This is a genomic window from Kluyvera sp. NPDC087067 (genome assembly GCF_044745165.1).
Classification (GTDB): domain Bacteria; phylum Pseudomonadota; class Gammaproteobacteria; order Enterobacterales; family Enterobacteriaceae; genus Kluyvera.
The window spans coordinates 80,368-100,093 of the sequence record NZ_JBIUZS010000007.1; the positions used below are offsets into that span (position 1 = coordinate 80,368).

The following is a 19,726-nucleotide window of genomic DNA, read 5'->3' on the forward strand; positions in this document are numbered from 1 at the left end:
TTTTTCAATACACAGGGACTCTGTATGCAAATCCTCATGGGACTCATCGGCATGGTGGTGCTGCTCGCCATCGCCTTACTCCTCTCCAGTAATCGAAAAGCAATTAACCTGCGAACGGTACTCGGTGCATGGCTGATTCAGGTCGGTATCGGGGCGTTAATTCTCTATGTTCCCGCGGGCCGTAAAGTGCTGCTGGCGATGTCTGAAGGCGTCGCCAACGTTATCGCCTACGGTAATGAAGGGATCGGCTTCCTGTTCGGCGGCCTGGTTTCCGATAAGATGTTTGAAGTTTTCGGCGGCGGTGGTTTTGTGTTTGCGCTGCGCGTACTGCCGGTTATCGTCTTTTTCTCCTCGCTGATTGCCGTGCTGTATTACCTTGGCATTATGCAGTTTGTGATCCGTATTCTGGGCGGCGCGCTGCGCGCGGTGCTGAAAACATCACGCACCGAATCACTCTCTGCCACGGCCAATATCTTTGTCGGGCAGACCGAAGCGCCGCTGGTGGTGCGTCCGTACATTGCCACTATGACGCGCTCTGAGCTGTTCGCCGTGATGTGCGGCGGGCTGGCGTCGGTCGCCGGTTCCGTGCTGGCAGGCTACGCCCAGATGGGGGTGCCGCTGGAATATCTGATTGCCGCCTCCTTTATGGCGGCACCTGGCGGATTGCTGTTTGCCAAAATCATGATACCGGAAACTGAAAAACCTAACGATTCTCCGACGCTGGAAAGTGAGGCGACTAACCCGGATAAACCCGCGAACGTGCTGGACGCGGCGGCATCGGGCGCGGCATCCGGGATGCAGCTTGCGCTAAACGTCGGCGCCATGTTACTGGCGTTTATCGCGCTGATTGCTCTACTGAACGGCATTTTGTCCGGCGTGGGCGGCTGGTTTAACTATCCAGATCTCTCCTTGCAGCTGATTCTGGGCTGGATCTTCTCGCCGCTGGCGTGGGTTATTGGCGTGCCGTGGCATGAAGCGACGGTGGCGGGATCGTTTATCGGTCAGAAACTGGTTATCAACGAATTTGTCGCCTACATGAACTTCGGTGAATATCTGAAGGCGGATGCCGATGTGGCCGCTGCCGGGTTGCAGGTGATTTCTAGCCACACCAAAGCGATTATCTCCTTTGCGCTGTGCGGCTTTGCCAACCTGTCGTCTATCGCCATTCTTATCGGGGGTCTGGGCAGTATGGCGCCGAATCGCCGCCAGGAAATTGCCCAATTGGGCCTGAAAGCCGTGGCAGCGGGGACGCTCTCTAACCTGATGAGCGCCACCATTGCTGGCGTGTTCCTTTCACTATAAGTACAGCGCCGGAGGAATGAGCGTCGTGATTCCTCCGGCACGTAGCGCCTGGCTTAGGGCTTCAATGTCCTGCGGCCCGGCGCTACGCCACGCTTTGGCCTCACCATAAACGCCGTGGGCATGAAACGCATTCAGGCGTACCGGAATATCCCCCAGTTGGGCGATAAACGCGCTTAACGCCGCAATCTCTTGCAGATAATCCGTGTGCTCAGGGATCACCAACAGGCGCAGCTCGCTTAGCATTCCTCGTTGCGCCAGCCACTGGATACTCTGCTTGATACGCGCGTTACCTCGCCCGGTCAGGGCTTGGTGGCGCGCGTTATCCCAGGCTTTTAAATCCACCATCACGCCGTCGCAAATCTGGCTTAGCTTCTCCCAGCCGGATATCGGCAGCTCACCGTTGCTGTCCACCAGGCAGGTGAGATGCTGGAGGTTGGGCGATTGCTTTATCTGCTGGAACAGCGCGCAGACAAACGGCAGCTGCGTTGTGGCTTCGCCGCCGCTGACGGTGATGCCTTCGATAAAAGGCGCAACCTGGCTAATTTGCGCAATCACCTGTTCGACGCTCATCACCTGCGCCATCGGCGTGGATTGCTGCGGGCACAGGTGCAGGCAGGTGTCGCACTGCTGGCAGATATCCGCCTGCCACACCACTTTTCCTTCCCGCAGATTCAACGCCTGATGCGGACACTGGGGAACGCACTCACCGCAGTCATTGCAGCGTCCCATCGTCCACGGGTTATGACAGTTCTTACAGCGCAGATTGCAGCCCTGTAAGAACAGGGCCAGGCGGCTGCCCGGCCCGTCGACGCAGGAGAACGGGATGATTTTACTGACTAAAGCGCATCTGCTGTTCATGGCTCACAACACGAGGAAGGCGTTCCAGAATACGGGTGTTACGTGCAGCTTCTTCACCCAGCCAGGTGGTGTTGGTGCGAGAACCTTCTGCGCGATACTTTTCCAGATCCGACAAGCGCACCATATAGCCCGTGACGCGAACCAAATCGTTGCCGCTGACGTTGGCACTAAACTCGCGCATGCCGACCTTGAAAGCACCCAAGCATAGTTGCATCACCGCTTGCGGGTTGCGTTTTACCGTTTCATCGAGCGTCAGAATATCGCTGATGCCCGCGGCGTAATGCGCATGGTGCGGGGCGACGGTCAGCAGATGAGTTATCGGATCCGGCTCGTCGCCATACGGCAGACGGGCACCTGGTGTAGTACCGACATCAGAACTAATCCCCGACTGTGCGTGTAACAGTGCGCGCTGCTGCCAGCCGTACTGCACCGGCGTGTTGGCGACAAACTCGGCCAGTTTAGCGCTAATACGCCAGGCCAGCTGATTGGCCTCTTCGTCTTTACCGTAGCAACCAGCCATGCCTTCACGTTCACACAGAATATTGACCGCTTCCGCCAGCGAATAGATACCGAACATTGGCACGAACCGGTCAGGGCTAATCAACCCTTCGCTCACGAGGAAGCTATTCTCAAAGAAGTTCGACTGTTCGTAGAGGAAGCGGCAACGGGCGTTGATGATATCAATTTGCAGCTGGCAGTAATGTGGCAACACCTGCGTGAAGAAGTCGTCAACGGAGCGGCTGCGTTCGGCAACCTGCTGTAAATTCAGGCGAACCAGCGTACTGCCGCCACCGGCTACCGGCAGTGAGTTGTAACAGCTGACGATGCCGTACTGGCCTTTTGTGAAAATTTTATCATTTATTGGGCCGTTAGCGATGTGCGGCTTACTGCACTCGCAAATATTTTGTGCCACCTGTAGTAGCAGATCGTCAGGCGTGATTTCCGGGTCGTAGATAAACGTCAGGTTAGGTGCAACCTGCTTTAACTCAGCATCCGCACGTAAAATAGCGCGAGTGATTGGCGTATCATGAGGGCCAATGTTGACGTGGGTAAAGGCGTCCGGCAGCGTGCGGTCGAGATAGCGCCAGAAACGTTTTATTCGAATATCGATCTCGTCTTGTGTTAGAATTCTAACATAAGGTGACAGCAACGCATCAAGTTGACCCAGATAGACCGGCATCGCCGTTACGGAAGGGACGTGATGATACAGAATTGTCAGTAGCGAAAGCGCATCGTCGAGATCCTGCGCCCCTTCTAGCTCCAGCCATTCGGAGCCGTTGGCGAGAAAGCGAGCGTAGTCCGGTAGAACATAGCGCGGCTTATACGGCGCATGGCCTTCGAACATATCGCAGATGAAGCCTTCCGCCAGCGCGGCACGAGCTTCATCAGACAGTTCAGGGTACGGCAGAGCATTTTCTGCCTCCAGCGCCAGAAAATGGCGTTTTTGTTCCGGGGTTAACACGGAACTTGTCACAATTTGCTGGCAGTGTTGCAGCAACGATGAATCTATCGATGTTGGCATGGTCGGTTCCTCAGACGAGCGATAGGCGAAGTGTATGAAAAACGCTGAGGTTGTCTTTTGATCCCAGCGGTCGAAACGGTGCTTTAATCGTCGTCTTTGGTGTGAAAATTTGATGTGTGTCGCGTTGTTGTTATGCAAATTTGTACGAAGTTTTCATTAAGTGTGATGAAAGTCGAAGTGTGAGTGCGGGGCAGTGTTACAATAGTCACAGACCCGCAAGGTAACGATTTACACGGCAATGTGCCGTCGGAGAGAAAAATGACTGATTTAAAAGCAAGCAGCCTGCGCGCGCTGCAGTTGATGGACTTAACTACCCTGAACGAAGACGACACCGATGCGAAAGTGATTGCGCTGTGTCATCAGGCGAAAACGCCGGTCGGCAATACCGCTGCTGTCTGCATCTATCCGCGTTTCATTCCGATTGCGCGTAAAACCCTCAACGAGCAGGGCACGCCGAATATCCGCATCGCAACCGTGACTAACTTCCCGCACGGCAACGACGACATTGATATCGCGCTGGCGGAAACCCGTGCGGCTATCGCTTATGGTGCTGACGAAGTTGACGTGGTATTCCCATACCGTGCGCTGATTGCTGGCAACGAGCAGGTTGGTTTTGATCTGGTGAAAGCCTGTAAAGAGGCGTGTGCTGCGGCAAATGTGCTGCTGAAAGTGATCATCGAAACCGGTGAACTGAAAGAAGAAGCGCTCATTCGTAAAGCGTCTGAAATCTCCATCAAAGCCGGTGCAGATTTCATCAAAACCTCTACCGGTAAAGTGCCGGTGAACGCGACGCCAGAAAGCGCGCGCATCATGATGGAAGTTATCCGTGATATGGGCGTACAGAAAACCGTGGGCTTTAAGCCAGCCGGCGGCGTGCGTACTGCGGAAGACGCGCAGCTGTTCTTGTCTATCGCTGACGAACTGTTTGGCGCGGACTGGGCTGACTCCCGCCATTACCGCTTCGGCGCGTCTTCTCTGCTGGCAAGCCTGCTGAAAGCGCTGGGCCACGGCGACGGTAAGAGCGCTAGCGCTTACTAAGTATTAACGTAGCCCGGACGAGGCGTATGGGCGCCGACTCCGGGAGCTTCTCGGCGGCGCTACGCTTGGCCGGGCTACAGGATCGTAGGGCGGTTTACCCGCCATGATTTCCCGATTTCCCAGGAGGGTACCGTGTTTCTCGCTCAAGAAATTATTCGTAAAAAACGTGATGGTCAGGTGCTGAGTGATGAAGAAATTCGTTTCTTTATCAACGGCATTCGCGATAACACCATTTCCGAAGGGCAAATTGCCGCCCTGGCGATGACCATTTTCTTCCATGATATGAGCATGCCGGAGCGTGTCTCGCTGACCATGGCGATGCGGGATTCAGGAACCGTCCTGAACTGGAAGAGCCTGAATCTGAACGGCCCGATTGTCGATAAGCACTCCACCGGCGGCGTGGGCGACGTAACCTCGCTGATGCTCGGCCCAATGGTCGCGGCTTGCGGCGGCTATGTTCCGATGATCTCCGGTCGCGGCCTCGGTCATACCGGCGGCACGCTCGACAAATTAGAAGCCATCCCGGGCTTCGACATCTTCCCGGACGACAACCGTTTCCGTGAAATTATTAAAGACGTGGGTGTGGCGATTATTGGGCAGACCAGCTCGCTCGCACCGGCGGACAAACGTTTTTATGCTACCCGCGACATTACCGCCACGGTGGACTCTATCCCGCTGATTACCGCCTCTATCCTTGCCAAAAAACTGGCCGAGGGGCTGGATGCGCTGGTGATGGACGTGAAAGTGGGCAGCGGCGCATTTATGCCAACCTACGAACTCTCTGCCGCGCTGGCGGAAGCGATTGTGGGCGTTTCCAACGGCGCGGGCGTGAAAACCACGGCGCTGCTGACCGACATGAACCAGGTGCTGGCCTCCAGTGCCGGTAACGCCGTGGAAGTGCGCGAAGCCGTGCAGTTCCTCACCGGTGAATACCGTAACCCGCGTCTGTTCGACGTCACCATGGCGCTGTGTGTCGAAATGCTTATCTCCGGCAATCTGGCAAAAGACGACGCCGAAGCGCGTGCCAAATTGCAGGCGGTGCTGGATAACGGCAAAGCGGCCGATATCTTTGGCCGCATGGTCGCCGCCCAGAAAGGGCCGACCGATTTCGTTGAAAACTATGCGAAATATCTGCCAACGGCGATGCTCAGCAAGGCCGTCTACGCGGACACCGAAGGTTTTGTCAGCGCAATGGATACCCGTGCGCTGGGCATGGCGGTGGTCTCGATGGGCGGCGGTCGCCGTCAGGCATCCGATACCATTGATTACAGCGTCGGCTTTACCGACATGGCACGTCTGGGCGACAGCATTGACGGGCAACGTCCGCTGGCGGTCATCCACGCGAAAGATGAAGCCAGCTGGCAGGACGCGGCGAAAGCCGTGAAAGCGGCAATTAAACTGGACGACAAAGCGCCTGAAATTACGCCAACCGTCTATCGTCGCATCACCGAATAGTTATATACTGATCTGATCGCTTTTTTGCAGCGCAAGATGTATGGAGAACAAGATGAAACGTGCATTTATTATGGTGCTGGACTCCTTCGGGATTGGTGCAACGGAAGACGCTGACCGCTTTGGCGACGTTGGCGCTGACACGATGGGTCACATTGCAGAAGCCTGTGCTAAGGGCGAAGCTGACCACGGCCGTCAAGGCCCACTGAATTTGCCTAACCTGACCCGTCTGGGGCTGGTGAAAGCGCATGAAGGCTCTACCGGCAAAATTGCTGCCGGTATGGATGGTAACGCCGAAGTGATTGGCGCGTACGGTTGGGCGCACGAGCTCTCTTCCGGTAAAGACACCCCGTCAGGCCACTGGGAAATCGCTGGCGTACCGGTTCTGTTCGACTGGGGCTACTTCAGCGACCACGAAAATAGCTTCCCGCAGGAACTGCTGGATAAACTGGTTAAGCGTGCCAATCTGCCGGGCTACCTCGGTAACTGCCATTCTTCCGGTACCGTTATTCTGGACGAACTGGGCGAAGAGCATATGAAAACCGGCAAGCCGATTTTCTATACCTCTGCGGACTCCGTGTTCCAGATTGCCTGCCATGAAGAAACCTTTGGTCTTGATAAACTCTACGAGCTGTGCGAAATCGCTCGTGAAGAGTTGACCGAAGGCGGCTACAACATTGGCCGCGTGATTGCGCGTCCGTTTGTCGGTGACAAAGCGGGTAACTTCCAGCGTACCGGTAACCGTCACGATCTGGCCATTGAGCCACCGGCCGCGACCGTTCTGCAGAAGCTGGTGGATGAAAAACACGGTCACGTGGTCTCCGTTGGTAAGATTGCGGATATCTACGCTAACTGCGGTATCACGAAAAAAGTGAAAGCGACCGGTCTGGACGCGCTGTTTGACGCCACCATTAAAGAGATGAAAGAAGCGGGTGATGAAACTATCGTCTTTACCAACTTCGTTGATTTCGACTCTTCCTGGGGCCACCGTCGCGATATCGCCGGTTATGCCGCAGGGTTGGAACTGTTCGACCGCCGTCTGCCTGAATTGATGGAGCTGGTGGGTGAAGATGACATTCTGATCCTCACCGCTGACCACGGTTGCGATCCAAGCTGGACCGGTACTGACCACACCCGCGAACACATTCCGGTGCTGGTTTACGGCCCGAAAGTCAAACCGGGCTCGCTGGGCCATCGTGAAACCTTCGCGGATATCGGCCAGACGTTGGCGACCTACTTCGGTACGTCACCAATGGAATACGGCAAAAACATGCTGTGATGAAATTGCCGGATGGCGCTACGCTTATCCGGCCTACGAGGAATCGTTTGTAGGCCGGATAAGGCGCAGCCGACATCCGGCACTGACAATTTTAATAAGGATAAAATGATGGCTACCCCACACATTAATGCAGAAATGGGCGATTTCGCTGACGTAGTTTTGATGCCAGGCGACCCACTGCGTGCGAAGCACATTGCTGAAACTTTCCTTGAAGATGTCCGTGAAGTGAACAACGTTCGCGGCATGTTAGGTTTCACCGGCACTTACAAAGGCCGTAAGATTTCCGTTATGGGCCACGGCATGGGCATCCCATCGTGCTCCATCTACACCAAAGAGCTTATTACCGACTTTGGCGTGAAAAAAATCATTCGCGTGGGTTCCTGCGGCGCGGTACGTGCTGACGTAAAACTGCGCGACGTGGTTATCGGCATGGGTGCTTGCACCGACTCCAAAGTGAACCGTCTGCGCTTCAAAGACCACGACTTCGCGGCTATCGCCGACTTCGGCATGGTTCGTGACGCGGTTGACGCAGCCAAAGCGCTGGGCGTTGACGCGCGCGTGGGCAACATCTTCTCCGCAGACCTGTTCTACACGCCAGACCCAACCATGTTCGACGTGATGGAAAAATACGGCATCCTGGGCGTGGAAATGGAAGCAGCCGGTATTTACGGCGTTGCAGCAGAATTCGGTGCGAAAGCGCTGACCATCTGCACCGTTTCCGACCATATCCGTACCCACGAGCAGACCACTGCCGCAGAACGTCAGACCACTTTCAACGACATGATCAAAATTGCGCTGGAATCTGTCCTGCTGGGCGATAAAGCGTAAGACCGTGCTGTGCCCGGTGGCGCTACGCTTACCGGGCCTACAATGGTTCGCGGTAATGCCCGGTGGCGCTATGCTTACCGGGCCTACGGTGGTTTGCGGTAATGCCCGGTGGCGCTGTGCTTACCGGGCCTACGGTGGTTTGCGGTAATGCCCGGTGGCGCTGCGCTTACCGGGCCTACGGTGGTTCGCGGTAATGCTTGGTGGCGCTGTGCTTACCGGGCCTACAGAACCTGTGTAGGCCGGATAAGGCGAAGCCGCCATCCGGCAATCTGCTCCATATACTGCGAGCCTCCTTCCTGAATTATTCTCTCCATATTGCCTTTTTTGATTAACCCGTTACGTTTGAATTTTGTTTAAGGAATAAACAAATGTCGAACTATCGACGTTACTACATTAACGGTGGAACCTGGTTTTTCACGGCTAATCTGAAAAACCGAAAAAGTGATTTACTGGTACGCCAGATTGCAGAATTACGTTCTGCTATTCGCCGAGTGAAAAATACGAAGCCTTTTCAAATTGATGCTCTGGTCGTGCTGCCTGAGCATTTGCATTGTATCTGGACGCTGCCAGAGAACGATTGTGACTTCTCGTCCCGATGGCGAGAACTTAAAAAGATATTTACCAAATCGATAATGTGCCATGACGTGTGGCAACCACGATTCTGGGAACACACGATCCGCAACGAGCAAGATTACCGTCGGCATGTTGATTACATCTACATAAACCCCGTGAAGCACGGTTGGGTAGCGCGCGTGCGGGATTGGCCATTTTCGACGTTCCACCGTGATGTCCGGGATGGAGTTTACCCGGTTGATTGGGCGGGAGAGGGGATAGATCTTGACGTTGGTGAGCGGCGGTAATGCCGGATGGCGGCTACGCCTTATCCGGCCTACAGAAAGCGCCGATTTGTAGGCCGGATAAGGCGTAGCCGCCATCCGGCAATGCTCTAACGCACCGCCCCCGCCACCCAATGCGCCAACTCCCGCAGCTCAGTCTCCTGCTCCGGGAACTCTATCACCAGCGCTTCACAGGCTTGCTGCAACACATCCACGCGATACTGACAGCCCTGCAAACGCTCCGCCAGCGCCTCCAGCGGCGCGGGGTTCAGGCTATCGGTAAACACCTGCGTGCGGGTAATGACGCCTTTCTCAACGTCAAAATGCAGCTCTACGCCGCCCCAGGTGAAGCGCTCATCAAGCAGGTGAGAGAAGGCAGGAGCCTGACCGAAATTCCACTCCCAGCTGCTCTGACGCGCAAAGGTTTCTGCAAAGTTCGGCAGGTCGGGCGTTTTATCGGGGGAGATAATTTCCGCCTCAACCCGTTCCCCGTAGTGGCGGAAAAAGGCTTCGGTGACGGCTTCGCAAATTTGCTCATGCGTAATATCCGGCAGCAGTTCAACCAGATTCGCCACGCGCCCGCGTACCGAGGTGATCCCTTTAGCCTGAAGCTTTTTCTTATCGGGATTCAGATAATTTGCCAGCCGACTCAGGTCGGCATTAAGCAGCAGCGTGCCGTGGTGGAAGCCGCGATCTTTGGTTTCGCGATAGGCGGAGCCGGAAACTTTACGATCGCCTTCTTCTGTTTTGACGATCAGATCGTTACGCCCGGAGGCTTCGGCGGTGATCCCGAGCGAGTTCAACGCCTCCAGCACAATCGAGGTGGAGATGGTTTTGTCGTATTCCGGCTTGCCCGCCATAAAGGTAAAACAGGTATTGCCGAGGTCGTGGAACACCGCGCCGCCGCCGCTGCTTCGGCGCGCCAGACGCACGTTATCCTCTTCCATACGCCGGGTATTGCACTCTTTCCAGGGGTTTTGCGCGCGGCCGATAACCACCGTATCTGCATTGCGCCACAAAAATAATACCCGCTGGGTTGCCGGCATCTGGCGAAAAATACACTCCTCAACGGCGAGGTTAAACCACGGGTCGTGTGAGTCTGAAAGCAGCAGGCGCAGCGTTGACATAGCGATTTCCTTTTCTGATTAATCTTTATCTTCGTCCTGCACCGGCTTATTGGCGGTAAGCAGGAACGGCGACTGCTGCCAGCGGGTGCGTTTACCGCGCAGCAGGGTGCGGGCAAGCACAACGCCAATGGCCAGCGACAGCAGCAACATCAGGCGTAAAATATTGGTGGTGTTATCCACCTGGCCTGATTCGGTAGCGATGGTGTGCGTATCCAGCGTCAGGCGCAAATAACCCAGCGGACCATTTTTCCCTTGAATGGGTTCAACGATCTGCTGGTTGAAGTAGCTGCCGGCCTTTTTACCGTCCAGAGCCAGCCGGTCGCGCAGATCCACCTGTTCCCCGGCGCGGGCGATAAGATCGCCTTGCTCATCGTAGACCCCGGCATCGAGGATTCGGCTTTTCGTGGTGAGGTGCTTTAGCAAGTCGCCGATCTTTTTCTCATCCGGCGACTCGCTTTTCATCATGGGAGCCAGGTTTATGGAAACCTGCCAGGCCAGCGTTCTCGCCAGTTCTTCAAGCTGCGGATTTCGCTGTTTCTGGCTTTGTTGACTGAACCACGAGGCCCCCTGCATCAGAGCAACCAGCAGGGCGAGGCATATCAGAACAATCACGGTGCGATGCAGTCTAAATTTCAGTTTTGCGCGAAGCATATTCCACCTTTGAAAATTTACAGCTTAATGTTGCCAGAAGCGCTGGTTACAAGGTAGCCTCATGCGTTATTTTCCTGGGCTTAATAGACAAGATTGGAGCCGTAATGCCAAACAGTTTGACCTGGTGCGACCTGCCTGAAGATGTCTCCTTGTGGCCTGGGTTGCCGCTTTCCCTTAGTGGCGATGAAGTGATGCCGCTGGATTATCATGCCGGGCGCAGCGGCTGGCTGCTGTATGGCCGTGGCCTCAATAAAGAACGTCTGACCGCCTACCAGCGAAATCTTAGCGCGGCTATGGTGATCGTAGCAGCCTGGTGCGTGGAAGACTATCAGGTGATTCGTCTGGCGGGATCGTTGACCCCACGGGCGACACGTCTGGCGCACGACGCCGGGCTGGATGTCGCGCCGCTGGGCAAAATCCCTCATCTGCGTACGCCGGGTTTACTGGTGATGGACATGGACTCCACCGCCATTCAGATCGAATGTATTGACGAAATTGCTAAACTGGCAGGCACGGGCGAACTGGTTTCTGAAGTTACCGAACGCGCGATGCGCGGTGAGCTGGACTTTAGCGCCAGTCTGCGCCAGCGCGTTGCGACGCTAAAAGACGCCGATGCCAATATCCTGCGTCAGGTACGAGATACCCTGCCATTAATGCCAGGATTGACTCAACTGGTGTTGAAGCTGGAGACGCTGGGCTGGAAAGTAGCAATTGCCTCCGGCGGTTTCACCTTCTTTGCCGAATACCTGCGTGACAAGCTGCGCTTAACCGCAGCGGTGGCCAATGAGCTGGGTATCCGTGACGGCAAACTGACCGGCGAAGTGATTGGCGACATTGTTGATGCGCAGTATAAAGCCAACACGCTACAACAACTGGCTGAAAAGTATGAAATTCCCCATGCACAGACGGTGGCTATCGGCGACGGTGCTAACGACCTGCCGATGATTAAAGTGGCGGGACTGGGCATTGCGTATCATGCCAAACCGAAAGTGAATGAACAGACGGAAGTCACCATCCGTCATGCCGACTTGATGGGGGTATTCTGTATCCTCTCCGGCAGCATGAATCAGAAATAAAGAGGTAAACCGTGGCGAAAGCTCCTAAACGCGCATTTGTCTGTAATGAATGTGGTGCGGATTATCCGCGCTGGCAGGGTCAATGTAGCGCCTGTCAGGCCTGGAATACCATCACCGAGGTGCGCGTTGCGGCTTCACCCACCGTTGCGCGTAACGAGCGCCTGAGCGGCTACGCGGGGAACGCAGGCGTCGCGAAGGTACAAAAGCTCTCCGATATTAGTCTCGAAGAGCTGCCGCGCTTTTCGACCGGTTTCAAAGAGTTCGACCGCGTATTGGGCGGCGGCGTGGTTCCGGGAAGCGCCATTTTGATTGGTGGTAACCCCGGGGCGGGGAAATCAACGCTGCTGCTACAAACGCTGTGCAAGCTGTCGGAGCAGATGAAAACGCTGTACGTCACCGGCGAAGAATCCTTACAGCAGGTGGCGATGCGTGCGCATCGTCTGGGCCTGCCGACCGCCAATCTGAATATGCTTTCAGAAACCAGCATTGAGCAGATTTGCCTGATTGCCGAAGAAGAACAGCCAAAGCTGATGGTTATCGACTCCATCCAGGTCATGCACATGGCGGATATTCAGTCGTCGCCGGGCAGCGTGGCGCAGGTTCGTGAAACGGCGGCTTACCTGACTCGTTTTGCGAAAACGCGCGGTGTCGCCATCGTGATGGTTGGCCACGTGACCAAAGACGGCTCTCTGGCCGGGCCGAAAGTGCTGGAACACTGTATCGACTGCTCGGTGCTGCTCGACGGTGACGCCGACTCCCGTTTCCGCACCCTGCGTAGCCACAAAAACCGCTTCGGCGCGGTGAATGAGCTTGGCGTGTTTGCCATGACCGAACAGGGGCTGCGCGAAGTCAGCAACCCGTCTGCCATCTTCTTAAGCCGCGGTGATGAAGTCACCTCCGGCAGTTCGGTGATGGTGGTCTGGGAAGGCACGCGCCCGCTGCTGGTGGAGATTCAGGCGCTGGTTGATCAATCGATGATGGCAAATCCACGGCGTGTTGCCGTAGGCCTTGAGCAGAACCGTCTGGCGATTTTGCTGGCGGTGTTACATCGTCATGGCGGTTTGCAGATGTCGGATCAGGACGTCTTTGTGAACGTGGTCGGCGGCGTAAAAGTGACTGAAACCAGTGCGGACTTAGCCCTGCTGCTGGCGATGGTGTCGAGTCTACGTGACAGACCGCTCCCGCATGACCTCGTGGTATTCGGTGAAGTTGGGTTGGCTGGCGAGATTCGTCCTGTACCGAGTGGTCAGGAGCGTATTTCGGAAGCGGCGAAGCACGGCTTCCGCCGCGCGATTGTCCCGGCGGCCAACGTACCGAAAAAACTCCCGGAAGGCATGCAGGTATTTGGGGTGAAAAAACTTGCCGACGCGCTGGGCGTCTTTGACGATCTATACTCATAAAACGCACCGTTGCTCGGCAGTATCGGACATATTTACCCGGAAAGTGTTTCCGGGTTTTTCGTATAATAGGGTGATGATTTCCCTAAATTTGCAGGAGGCTCTTGTGTCGTCGTTCGACTATCTCAAAACCGCAATTCGTCAAAAAGGCTGTACCTTACAGCAGGTCGCAGACGCAAGCGGCATGACCAAGGGCTATTTAAGCCAGCTTCTGAACGCTAAAATCAAGAGCCCCAGCGCGCAAAAGCTCGAAGCATTACACCGTTTCCTGAATCTGGAATTCCCGCGTCAGCAAAAAAATATCGGTGTGGTATTCGGTAAATTTTATCCCCTGCATACCGGGCATATCTACCTTATCCAGCGCGCCTGTAGCCAGGTGGATGAACTGCATATCATTATGGGCTATGACGACACGCGCGATCGCGCGCTGTTTGAAGATAGCGCTATGTCCCAGCAGCCGACGGTGCCCGACCGCCTGCGCTGGCTTCTCCAGACGTTCAAATACCAGAAGAACATTCGCATTCATGCCTTTAATGAAGAAGGCATGGAGCCATACCCGCATGGCTGGGACGTATGGAGTGCTGGGATCAAAAGCTTTATGGAAGAGAAGGGGATCCAGCCTAATTGGATCTACAGCTCTGAAGAGGCGGATGCACCACAATACCTTGAGCATTTGGGGATTGAAACGGTACTGATTGATCCGAAACGTACCTTTATGAACATTAGCGGCGGACAAATTCGTGAGAACCCGTTCCGCTACTGGGATTACGTTCCTACCGAAGTGAAGCCCTTTTTCGTGCGTACGGTGGCGATTCTTGGTGGCGAGTCCAGCGGGAAATCGACGCTGGTGAACAAGCTAGCAAACATCTTTAACACCACCAGTGCCTGGGAGTATGGGCGAGATTATGTCTTCTCACACCTGGGCGGCGATGAGATGGCGTTACAGTATTCCGACTACGATAAAATCGCTCTCGGTCACGCTCAGTACATTGATTTCGCTGTGAAATATGCCAATAAAGTCGCTTTTATCGATACCGATTTTGTCAGCACCCAGGCTTTTTGTAAAAAGTATGAGGGGCGTGAACATCCCTTCGTTCAGGCGCTGATTGATGAGTATCGTTTTGACCTGGTGATCCTGCTGGAAAACAACACGCCGTGGGTAGCGGATGGACTGCGCAGCCTGGGCAGCTCTGTGGATCGCAAAGAGTTTCAGACGCTACTGGTCTCAATGCTTGAGAAGAACAATATCGATTTTGTGCACGTTGAAGAATCAGATTACGATTCTCGCTTCCTGCGCTGCGTGGAATTGGTGAAAGGATTGATGGGCGACTCATAGCCGGTTTTGGAAAATAAAAAAGGCGAATGATTTTCATCATTCGCCTGAACGCTATTATTTCGCGATACGTTTGTACTTGATACGCTTCGGCTCCAGCGCATCGGCGCCGAGTGTGCGTTTCTTGTACTCTTCGTATTCGGTGAAGTTACCTTCAAAGAATTCCACTTTCCCTTCATCCTGGTAGTCCAGAATGTGGGTCGCGATACGGTCAAGGAACCAACGGTCGTGCGAGATAACCATCGCGCAGCCCGGGAACTCCAGCAGGGCGTTTTCCAGCGCGCGCAGGGTTTCGATATCCAGGTCGTTTGTTGGTTCATCGAGCAGCAGCATGTTGCCGCCAACCTGCAGCAGTTTCGCCAGGTGCAGACGTCCACGCTCACCGCCGGACAGTTCGCCAACGCGTTTGCCCTGATCAACACCTTTGAAGTTGAAGCGGCCAACGTAGGCGCGGCTTGGCATTTCGGTGTTGCCGATCTTCATGATATCCAGCCCGCCGGAAACTTCTTCCCACACGGTTTTGCTGTTATCCATAGAATCACGGAACTGATCGACGGAGGCCAGCTTCACGGTCTCACCAAGCGAAATGGTGCCGCTATCCGGCTGTTCCTGACCAGACATCATGCGGAACAGGGTCGATTTACCCGCGCCGTTCGGACCAATGATCCCGACGATAGCGCCTTTCGGTACCGAGAAGCTCAGGTCGTCGATCAGCACGCGATCGCCGTAGGACTTACGCAGATTGGTCACTTCAACGACTTTATCGCCCAGACGTGCGCCAGGTGGAATAAACAGTTCGTTGGTTTCGTTACGCTTCTGGTATTCGGTATTGTTCAGCTCTTCAAAGCGTGCCAGACGGGCTTTACCCTTAGACTGACGGCCTTTCGCGCCCTGACGAACCCATTCCAGCTCTTTCTCGATGGATTTACGGCGAGCCGCTTCCTGAGAGGCTTCCTGCGCCAGACGCTGATCTTTTTGCTCAAGCCAGGAGGAGTAGTTACCTTCCCACGGAATACCCTCACCGCGGTCAAGCTCGAGGATCCAACCGGCCACGTTATCGAGGAAGTAACGGTCGTGGGTAATTGCCACAACGGTGCCTTCGAAATCGTGCAGGAAGCGTTCCAGCCAGGCGACGGATTCGGCATCCAGGTGGTTAGTCGGTTCGTCAAGCAGCAGCATGTCTGGCTTTTCCAGCAGCAGACGGCACAGTGCGACACGGCGGCGTTCACCACCGGAGAGTTTTTCGATTTTCGCATCCCAGTCCGGCAGGCGCAGCGCATCAGCGGCGCGCTCAAGCTGCACGTTCAGGTTGTGACCGTCGTGCGCCTGAATAATCTCTTCAAACTTGCCCTGTTGAGCGGCGAGCTTATCGAAGTCGGCGTCTGGCTCTGCGTACTTGGCGTACACTTCGTCCAGGCCTTTCAGCGCGTTAACCACTTCGGCAACGGCTTCTTCAACCGATTCACGAACGGTATGTTCAGGGTTCAGCTTGGGTTCCTGCGGCAGGTAACCAATTTTAAGCCCCGGCTGTGGGCGAGCTTCACCTTCGATGTCGGTATCGATACCGGCCATAATGCGCAGCAGGGTGGATTTACCGGCGCCGTTCAGGCCCAGAACCCCGATTTTTGCGCCAGGGAAGAAGCTCAGCGAGATGTTTTTAAGAATATGACGTTTCGGCGGAACCACTTTGCCGACACGATGCATGGTATAAACGAATTGGGCCACTTTGGACTTCGCCTCTTTTATCTACCCGTCATACTTCAAGTTGCAGATGCGTTGGCTGCGCTCGTTCACCCCAGTCACGTACTGATGTACGCTCAGGGGATTACTCCCTTGCCGCCTTCCTGCAACTCGAATTATTTAGGGTAGGTGATGAATAGAGTATATCAAAGGCGAAGTGTAGCTGTTTTCAACGCCCAATCCCAGCATGCAAACACAGGTGTTTAACACCACCGCTAAAACGTAAAAAAGTGTTCATAACGTGGAACATTTTGGCATCAGTGGTTAGCATCAATTGATTAACGCGGCATGACGCTGCACTGACGTAACGCGACAACGAGGAAGAGCTTGTGGATACAGCCAAACATTATACGTGGCGTCTGCTGGCAGCAGGTGCTTGCCTGTTGACCGTCAGCAGCGCGGCCCACGCGGATTCGCTGGACCAGCAGCGTAGCCGTTACGCCCAAATCAAACAGGCCTGGGATAACCGCCAGATGGATGTGGTTGAGAGCTTAATGCCGACCCTGCGCGATTATCCGCTGTACCCGTACCTGCAATACCGCCAGCTTTCAGGCGATCTGATGAATACCCCAGCGCTTGCGGTAACCAATTTTGTGCAGGCGAATCCCACGCTGCCACCCGCCAGGACGTTAAAAAATCGCTTCGTCAATGAACTGGCGCGCCGTGAAGACTGGCGTGGCCTGTTGGCCTTTAGTCCTGATAAACCGGGTACGGCGGAAGCACAATGTAACTACTACTACGCCAAATATAGCGTTGGCGATACGCAGGGGGCATGGGAAGGGGCCAAAACGCTGTGGCTGACTGGGCAGAACCGGCCGAATGCCTGCGATAAGCTGTTTAGCGCCTGGCGCGCTTCAGGCACACAGGATCCACTCGCCTATTTAGAACGCATCCGCCTGGTGATGAAAGCAGGTAACACGGGGCTTGTGAAGGTACTGGCCTCACAGATGCCGGCGGAATATCAGACGATAGCCACGGCGATTACCGATCTGGCAAATAACCCAAATAACGTGCTGACCTTTGCCCGTACCACTGGCGCGACAGATTTTACCCGCCAGCTTGCAGCTATCGCGTTTAGCAGCGTGGCTCGACAGGATGCGGAAAATGCGCGTTTGATGATCCCGTCATTGGTACAAGCGCAGCAGCTAAATGAAGAACAAACGCAGGAACTGCGCGATATCGTGGCCTGGCGTTTGATGGGCAACGATGTTACCGACGAGCAAATGCGCTGGCGTGATGACGCGGTCATGCGCTCGCAGTCGACCTCTTTGATTGAGCGCCGGGTGCGTATGGCGTTGGGCAACGGCGATCGTGAAGGGCTGAATACGTGGCTTGCCCGCTTGCCGATGGAAGCCAAAGAGAAAGACGAATGGCGCTATTGGCAGGCAGACCTGCTGATGGAGCAGGGCCGCGCCGATGAAGCGCGAGGCATTTGGCAGGCGCTGGCGCAGCAGCGCGGTTTTTACCCGATGGTGGCCGCTCAGCGCCTGGATAAACCTTATACGCTACGTATAGACAAAGCGCCGGGCGGAGTGTCATCGACGCTAACCAACGGGGCGGAGATGGCGCGCGTGCGTGAATTAATGTACTGGAATCAGGATAATACCGCGCGCAGCGAGTGGGCGAATCTGGTTAGCAGCCGCAGCCAAACGGAGCAGGCGCAGCTCGCGCGTTATGCCTTTGATCAGAACTGGTGGGATCTCAGCGTGCAGGCGACTATCTCCGGTAAGCTTTGGGACAACCTGCAAGAGCGCTTCCCGCTGGCGTATAAGGATCTGTTTGTCCGCTACACCTCCGACAAAGACATACCGCAAAGCTATGCGATGGCGATTGCCCGCCAGGAGAGCGCCTGGAATCCGAAGGTGAAATCACCGGTCGGCGCCAGCGGGCTGATGCAGATAATGCCGGGCACGGCGACGCATACGGTAAAAATGTTTAGCCTGCCGGGCTACACTAATCCGGCGCAGCTGTTGGAGCCGGAAACCAATATCGCTATCGGCACAAGCTATCTGCAATATGTCTATCAGCAGTTTGAAAATAACCGTATCTTTGCCTCCGCCGCCTACAACGCAGGGCCCGGGCGCGTGCGTACCTGGCTTGGCAATAGCGCTGGGCGCATTGATGCCGTGGCGTTTATTGAGAGCATCCCGTTCTCCGAAACTCGCGGTTATGTGAAAAACGTGTTGGCCTACGACGCCTATTATCGCCACTTTATGGGCGAGAAAGAGGACGTACTGACCCGCAATGAGTGGCAACGACGTTACTGATGCGTAAGACCTGTGTTATGCTTGTACTCGTTTAAGAGTACATGCATAACATGGTGGCCTGTCATGACCCAACAATCCCCTTATTCCGCCACGGTGGCTGAGCAGCGTCACCAGGAGTGGCTTCGCTATGTGGAGCTTCTGCGTAGGGCGTACAGTGATGATCTCGCGTTACCGCTGCTTAACCTCATCATGACGCCGGATGAGCGTGAGGCGCTGGGCACGCGCGTGCGCATTATTGAAGAACTTCTGCGCGGCGAGATGAGTCAACGAGAATTGAAAAACGAGCTTGGCGCGGGGATCGCGACGATCACCCGCGGATCGAACAGCCTGAAGTCGGCGCCGGTTGAACTTCGCCAGTGGCTGGAAGAGACATTACCCAAAACCTAACCGTAGGCCGGATAAGGCGAAGCCGCCATCCGGCATCTGTGCGTAGGGTTGCCTGATGGCGGCTTCGCCTTATCAGGCCTACTGGCGATACAGCGCGTTGTGAAAAGGACTCAGCGCCAGCACTACAGCCTGATGGTAAACGCTGCTGCGCGTGAGGACACCGGCGGTAAAGACGCCAATCGCCCCTTCTTTGTTGCCAATTTTATCAATGCCGGTGTGTTTCGACATGACTGGCCCTAGCGCGTCTCCCGCGGCCACCTGTTCAAGAATGATGTCAGGCAACGGTAGCGTGGCAGAACGCGACTCCCCACACTGCTCGCGGTTTTCAATCACCACCCAACTGAAGGTTGCCCCTTCATCAATTCCCGCCTCAATGGCTACCCAAAAATCGGCATCTGGGCGCGCCTTGCGAGCGTTGGCCACTCGGTTGCGCGCACCGGCACGGGTTTGGGGGCTGCCAAAAGGCTGCTCTGGCACGCCGGTATCCACGGAAATGGCGTCGATATGACAGGATCCTTCACCAAAAATCTGGTCAAATGCGGCAAGAATCGCCTGAATTTTGGCAGGATTGGTGGTAGCAACCACAACTTGATGCATAATCTACACACTCAGATAATAAATTGTCACCGCAGT

General features: G+C 55.2%; 17 protein-coding genes. 11 read left to right on the plus strand and 6 right to left on the minus strand.

Features of this window, described 5'->3' with window-relative positions; genetic code table 11:
- Positions 1-24 precede the first annotated feature (24 nt).
- Positions 25-1,302, plus strand: a complete 1,278-nt coding sequence (locus ACIPDS_RS17475) for a NupC/NupG family nucleoside CNT transporter (protein ID WP_400738490.1) — start codon at positions 25-27, stop codon at positions 1,300-1,302.
- Here ACIPDS_RS17475 and ACIPDS_RS17480 read toward each other — a convergent pair.
- Entirely contained in the window at positions 1,297-2,160 is an 864-nt protein-coding gene (locus ACIPDS_RS17480) for a YjjW family glycine radical enzyme activase (RefSeq protein ID WP_400738493.1), read from the minus strand. The genes ACIPDS_RS17475 and ACIPDS_RS17480 overlap by 6 nt on opposite strands.
- Positions 2,132-3,682, minus strand: a complete 1,551-nt coding sequence (locus ACIPDS_RS17485; protein ID WP_400738496.1) for a YjjI family glycine radical enzyme — start codon at positions 3,680-3,682, stop codon at positions 2,132-2,134. Before ACIPDS_RS17485 ends, ACIPDS_RS17480 begins: the two co-directional genes overlap by 29 nt.
- A 258-nt stretch (positions 3,683-3,940) precedes the next feature.
- Between ACIPDS_RS17485 and deoC the strand changes: the two genes are divergently transcribed.
- The 5 genes from deoC to ACIPDS_RS17510 all read left to right on the plus strand — a co-directional run bounded on the left by deoC (position 3,941) and on the right by ACIPDS_RS17510 (position 9,139).
- Positions 3,941-4,720, plus strand: coding sequence for a deoxyribose-phosphate aldolase (deoC, locus tag ACIPDS_RS17490; protein WP_400738498.1), 780 nt, complete (start codon positions 3,941-3,943; stop codon positions 4,718-4,720).
- 132 nt (positions 4,721-4,852) lie between these two features.
- Entirely contained in the window at positions 4,853-6,175 is a 1,323-nt protein-coding gene (gene deoA, locus ACIPDS_RS17495; RefSeq protein ID WP_166516438.1) for a thymidine phosphorylase, read from the plus strand.
- 52 nt (positions 6,176-6,227) lie between these two features.
- Positions 6,228-7,451 (plus strand): phosphopentomutase, encoded by a 1,224-nt coding sequence (gene deoB, locus ACIPDS_RS17500; RefSeq protein ID WP_400738501.1) that lies wholly within the window; start codon positions 6,228-6,230, stop codon positions 7,449-7,451.
- Positions 7,452-7,559: 108 nt separating this feature from the next.
- The gene (gene deoD / locus ACIPDS_RS17505) at positions 7,560-8,279 is read left to right on the plus strand and encodes a purine-nucleoside phosphorylase (RefSeq protein WP_035894565.1); all 720 of its coding nucleotides are present in this window, start codon (positions 7,560-7,562) and stop codon (positions 8,277-8,279) included.
- Positions 8,280-8,647: 368 nt separating this feature from the next.
- Positions 8,648-9,139, plus strand: coding sequence for an REP-associated tyrosine transposase (locus tag ACIPDS_RS17510; RefSeq protein ID WP_400738505.1), 492 nt, complete (start codon positions 8,648-8,650; stop codon positions 9,137-9,139).
- An 86-nt stretch (positions 9,140-9,225) separates the two neighbouring features.
- Here ACIPDS_RS17510 and lplA read toward each other — a convergent pair whose 3' ends face one another.
- Together lplA and ACIPDS_RS17520 are read right to left on the minus strand one after the other, a co-directional pair.
- A complete protein-coding gene (gene lplA / locus ACIPDS_RS17515; protein WP_400738508.1) occupies positions 9,226-10,242 on the minus strand; it encodes a lipoate--protein ligase LplA in 1,017 nt (338 codons plus the stop codon).
- Between the two features lie 18 nt (positions 10,243-10,260).
- Positions 10,261-10,893 (minus strand): YtjB family periplasmic protein, encoded by a 633-nt coding sequence (locus ACIPDS_RS17520; RefSeq protein ID WP_166516434.1) that lies wholly within the window; start codon positions 10,891-10,893, stop codon positions 10,261-10,263.
- 104 nt (positions 10,894-10,997) lie between these two features.
- On the opposite strand from ACIPDS_RS17520, the gene serB reads away from it, so the two are divergent.
- From serB to nadR, 3 genes are all read left to right on the plus strand, one after another.
- Positions 10,998-11,969: a phosphoserine phosphatase gene (gene serB, locus ACIPDS_RS17525; RefSeq protein ID WP_400738513.1), complete on the plus strand. Its 972-nt coding sequence runs from the start codon at positions 10,998-11,000 to the stop codon at positions 11,967-11,969.
- 11 nt (positions 11,970-11,980) lie between these two features.
- Positions 11,981-13,369, plus strand: a complete 1,389-nt coding sequence (gene radA / locus ACIPDS_RS17530; protein ID WP_062771639.1) for a DNA repair protein RadA — start codon at positions 11,981-11,983, stop codon at positions 13,367-13,369.
- Positions 13,370-13,472: 103 nt separating this feature from the next.
- A complete protein-coding gene (nadR, locus tag ACIPDS_RS17535; protein WP_400738517.1) occupies positions 13,473-14,702 on the plus strand; it encodes a multifunctional transcriptional regulator/nicotinamide-nucleotide adenylyltransferase/ribosylnicotinamide kinase NadR in 1,230 nt (409 codons plus the stop codon).
- Between the two features lie 54 nt (positions 14,703-14,756).
- Here the strand turns inward: nadR and ettA are convergent, their stop codons facing one another.
- The gene (ettA, locus tag ACIPDS_RS17540) at positions 14,757-16,424 is read right to left on the minus strand and encodes an energy-dependent translational throttle protein EttA (RefSeq protein WP_166516431.1); all 1,668 of its coding nucleotides are present in this window, start codon (positions 16,422-16,424) and stop codon (positions 14,757-14,759) included.
- A 344-nt stretch (positions 16,425-16,768) separates the two neighbouring features.
- Here ettA and sltY point away from each other — a divergent pair, with 344 nt between their 5' ends.
- Together sltY and trpR are read left to right on the plus strand one after the other, a co-directional pair.
- Positions 16,769-18,706 (plus strand): murein transglycosylase, encoded by a 1,938-nt coding sequence (gene sltY, locus ACIPDS_RS17545; RefSeq protein ID WP_400738521.1) that lies wholly within the window; start codon positions 16,769-16,771, stop codon positions 18,704-18,706.
- A 63-nt stretch (positions 18,707-18,769) separates the two neighbouring features.
- Positions 18,770-19,093 (plus strand): trp operon repressor, encoded by a 324-nt coding sequence (gene trpR, locus ACIPDS_RS17550; RefSeq protein WP_166516429.1) that lies wholly within the window; start codon positions 18,770-18,772, stop codon positions 19,091-19,093.
- Positions 19,094-19,171: 78 nt separating this feature from the next.
- On the opposite strand, the gene yjjX is transcribed toward trpR, so the two are convergent.
- Positions 19,172-19,690: an inosine/xanthosine triphosphatase gene (gene yjjX / locus ACIPDS_RS17555; RefSeq protein ID WP_400738525.1), complete on the minus strand. Its 519-nt coding sequence runs from the start codon at positions 19,688-19,690 to the stop codon at positions 19,172-19,174.
- Between the last annotated feature and the right edge of the window lie 36 nt (positions 19,691-19,726).

What these genes read in the sequence shown, in the direction of transcription:
- ACIPDS_RS17475 (WP_400738490.1), top strand. Translation starts at nt 25, where the DNA reads ATGCAAATCCTCATGGGACTCATCGGCATGGTGGTGCTGCTCGCCATC.
- ACIPDS_RS17480 (WP_400738493.1), bottom strand. Translation starts at nt 2,160, where the DNA reads ATGAACAGCAGATGCGCTTTAGTCAGTAAAATCATCCCGTTCTCCTGC.
- ACIPDS_RS17485 (WP_400738496.1), bottom strand. Translation starts at nt 3,682, where the DNA reads ATGCCAACATCGATAGATTCATCGTTGCTGCAACACTGCCAGCAAATT.
- deoC (WP_400738498.1), top strand. Translation starts at nt 3,941, where the DNA reads ATGACTGATTTAAAAGCAAGCAGCCTGCGCGCGCTGCAGTTGATGGAC.
- deoB (WP_400738501.1), top strand. Translation starts at nt 6,228, where the DNA reads ATGAAACGTGCATTTATTATGGTGCTGGACTCCTTCGGGATTGGTGCA.
- deoD (WP_035894565.1), top strand. Translation starts at nt 7,560, where the DNA reads ATGGCTACCCCACACATTAATGCAGAAATGGGCGATTTCGCTGACGTA.
- ACIPDS_RS17510 (WP_400738505.1), top strand. Translation starts at nt 8,648, where the DNA reads ATGTCGAACTATCGACGTTACTACATTAACGGTGGAACCTGGTTTTTC.
- lplA (WP_400738508.1), bottom strand. Translation starts at nt 10,242, where the DNA reads ATGTCAACGCTGCGCCTGCTGCTTTCAGACTCACACGACCCGTGGTTT.
- ACIPDS_RS17520 (WP_166516434.1), bottom strand. Translation starts at nt 10,893, where the DNA reads ATGCTTCGCGCAAAACTGAAATTTAGACTGCATCGCACCGTGATTGTT.
- serB (WP_400738513.1), top strand. Translation starts at nt 10,998, where the DNA reads ATGCCAAACAGTTTGACCTGGTGCGACCTGCCTGAAGATGTCTCCTTG.
- trpR (WP_166516429.1), top strand. Translation starts at nt 18,770, where the DNA reads ATGACCCAACAATCCCCTTATTCCGCCACGGTGGCTGAGCAGCGTCAC.
- yjjX (WP_400738525.1), bottom strand. Translation starts at nt 19,690, where the DNA reads ATGCATCAAGTTGTGGTTGCTACCACCAATCCTGCCAAAATTCAGGCG.